Source organism: Planktothrix sp. (assembly GCF_046067725.1).
Taxonomy (GTDB): domain Bacteria; phylum Cyanobacteriota; class Cyanobacteriia; order Cyanobacteriales; family Microcoleaceae; genus Planktothrix.
This window is the reverse complement of the sequence record NZ_JBJUDF010000230.1, coordinates 1-2,865: the sequence shown is the minus strand read 5'-3', so window position 1 is coordinate 2,865 and position 2,865 is coordinate 1. Positions and strand designations below refer to the sequence as shown.

The 2,865-nt window shown below is 42.5% G+C and carries 4 protein-coding genes and 1 pseudogene; 3 read left to right on the top strand and 2 right to left on the bottom strand.

The annotated features are described in order from the left end of the window. Both ACKPEB_RS14145 and ACKPEB_RS14140 read right to left on the bottom strand, forming a co-directional pair. Positions 1-255, bottom strand: a pseudogene (locus ACKPEB_RS14145) (hypothetical protein); the annotation flags it as partial. 143 nt (positions 256-398) lie between these two features. Then, positions 399-743: a hypothetical protein gene (locus ACKPEB_RS14140; RefSeq protein WP_408965570.1), complete on the bottom strand. Its 345-nt coding sequence runs from the start codon at positions 741-743 to the stop codon at positions 399-401. A gap of 128 nt (positions 744-871) precedes the next feature. Between ACKPEB_RS14140 and ACKPEB_RS14135 the strand changes: the two genes are divergently transcribed. The 3 genes from ACKPEB_RS14135 to ACKPEB_RS14125 all read left to right on the top strand — a co-directional run. After that, entirely contained in the window at positions 872-1,873 is a 1,002-nt protein-coding gene (locus ACKPEB_RS14135) for a hypothetical protein (RefSeq protein WP_408965569.1), read from the top strand. 53 nt (positions 1,874-1,926) lie between these two features. Continuing rightward, complete coding sequence (locus tag ACKPEB_RS14130) at positions 1,927-2,421, top strand: hypothetical protein (protein ID WP_408965568.1); 495 nt, start codon at positions 1,927-1,929, stop codon at positions 2,419-2,421. A gap of 211 nt (positions 2,422-2,632) precedes the next feature. Continuing rightward, positions 2,633-2,865, top strand: a 233-nt coding sequence (locus tag ACKPEB_RS14125) for a hypothetical protein (protein ID WP_408965567.1), incomplete at its 3' end; no start/stop codon positions are given.

Genomic DNA, 2,865 nt, shown 5'->3' with positions numbered 1-2,865 from the left:
ACCCGCTTTCAGTAACAGCAGATTGTCGTTTCTATACTCTCGAAGCAGACCACAAACAGTATCCGCACTGCCCCCAATCCCATAGATAAATTTGAGAGCCGCCTGAACCGAACGGATCACTACACCAATTCTATTCTTCTGGAGAACAGCACAAGCGGTATCGACCATCTCACGGGTGACGGCACTGTACTGCTTTTCTTCTATTTGAAATCCTGATAAATCCAAGCTCTGAAACGTTGTTGGTAACTTCGCCATTGTTCTCTTGATTCACTCTTCATATCTTCATTTTAGCTTAAATCTTCCATTATTGTAAACTTTAACCGAGATTTTAGGCAGAAAAAGAAAGGTACAATCTTGCTCATTCCTTGAAAGTCTCAAGAAAAATTAAAACTAGAGGGCTAGAGAAAATCTAAGTAATCTGCAAGAATACGGAGAATTTTAGAGATTTGGCTCGGAGATAATACCGGGGCTTGATTTTGAACTTGAAGCAGCAAACGCTCAAAGGAATCAGGCAACTCCCCAGGATTTTCTAGGTGGCTCATAAATTCTGAGTAGGTTTCCCCTCGCAGAACCGCAATTTTTTCGATGTTCTTTTTTTCAGGATACACGGAGCTTTCAGGATTTTCCCAAGCTCTGATAATGGCATGGGACAGTCCCAGAATTTTGGCAAATTCCCTGATACTCCTCTTCCCTCGAAGTTGTCTTACCGCTTCAGCAAACTTTTCTCTTTCATTTGATTTCACTGAAATTAGCTATGTATATATCTAGGATTTCCCTGATCATCTCTCATATTTCCTAAATCTGCTAATTCTGCTAAATTAGAAATGCAAATTTTCCGAAATTGGAAAATTAAAGCCCAGCAGAATGAGCGATGAGCAATCCAGAATTTCTATTTGTCAAGATTCGAGATGACATTGTGGATTGGGTGATGCAGCATGGTTTAAGCAAAACCGAATCTAAGCTATTTTTCTATCTTCTTAAACTTGACCGCTTTGGTGACTGTCCGGCTCAGGTAAAAGTCGCAGAAATCCTTCTGAAAACGGGAATTAGTAAAACTTCCTATCACGCTGCTATTGCTAAGTTCCAAGGTCTGGGATGGTTCGATTTTTGCCATTCTGATGTCAGAATCAGTAACCTTTGCTGTCGTCCGAAATTCCGAACTGATAGTCCGAAATCTCAAACCGATAGTCCGAAATCTCGAACTCAAATTCCGCAATCTCGAACTGAATCTCATGCCAAACCCTTGCCAAAAGCCAGTTCTAGCTTGCCTCAGACTATTCAGACTTATTCAGATTTTATTCAGACTCTCTCAGAAGACGAGAGAACGAGATTTATTAATTTTTGTGAAGCTCAAACGATTCATTTCAACCCGCCATTGGTGAAGCTGCAAACTTGGTTAGGGTCAATCGATAAAGTCACGGGACTGCCTAACTATGTTGAACTCTATGAGAAATTTGAGCGTTCTCCGCAAGAAGTCCAGATTAGGAAACAACAACAGCAACAGGCCCAAACTCAACGATGGGAAAGTGACGCCCGTTTATCCGCTTGGCTCTGGGAATGGAGTTGGTTTAGGAACTATGGTCTGACTTCTGAATGGATTAATTTAGCGGCAACAGAAACGGAACACACTGAACGCCGCGAGTTTGCAAGTTGGGCAGAAATTCATGGTGTTGGACGGCCGGAAACGCAGCGAGAAGATATGCCACCCAGTTTGATTAATGTCATGACTCTCTCTCCAAGAGAACAGCAGAAGATACAAACCTTCACCCAGCAGAAAAAACAGATGAAATCTCGGTTACAGTCATCTGAGGGACGAGAGACAAGGGACGAGAGACGTACCCTACGGGAAAAATTGCAAAGCATCACGAAGTGAGTTTTCTTGCTCCTTACCCCTCGACCCTCGCCCCTCGACCCTTGCCCCTCCCTATGGTTGATTTATCCTCTATTGCTAAACTCCAACGGCTCCGACATCCGAAGGTTGTCCAACAGGAACAACAGATTTATCAACCGTCATGGCAGTGTCACTGTTGCCGAGATTCAGGATTAATTATCTGGCCAGATAAAGTGATTGAAGGATATCAAGAAATGGAAGATTTACCTGTACTCTGTAACCGCCCCGGTTGTTCCGCAGCTTCTCATCTTCGACAAATGGGACTCGATGAACGGGTTGATGCTCAAATCTGTCAACTGCTTCATGATTTTAGTGTGGAGGATTGGAAAGTTACCGTTAAACTTCAATGGAACAAAGCGAAACAAATTGCTGAACAAATCGCTATCCTCAGTCAGAAGAAGTCTCTCCGGCCCCAGGGATGCGAACGCAATGACAACGATGAACGAGAAATTCAGATTCGCAAAGAAAATGCCCAAGCTTGGTTAGATGCCCGTCCTGTAGAGAATATCAGTGAGAATGCCCAGTCTTAATCTTCTTATTTTATTGGAGCTTTTAGCCTGAAATTCAGTGATGGAGAGATTCTCAGTTTAGGACGCAGTAAAGTATTAATTTTATTGAAATTGATTGATTTTTCAACGAATTTAGGCTTAAATTATTATCACCCACAGCTAAGTTTTCGAGGCTTCTGCGGGTGATAGTTGGTCATTAAACCAGGGTTTTGAAAAACCCCACTTCAATATTATGAATATACTAACACAAACAGGGCGCAGTGCAAGTCTTTCTTCAATTTTTCCTCCAGCTTTTCTCAAGGAGTCCCATTTCAGCGAATGGCAGGCATCTGGAGTCCATCAAGATATCATTGGCTTAAACGTTGTTAGTTTAGAAGGCAACGCACCCGCCGAGTATTTACTTTATTCGTCAAAGCTAAAGCGACTCAACACCGGAAGACTCAATAGTTCTACCCTCCGCACCTA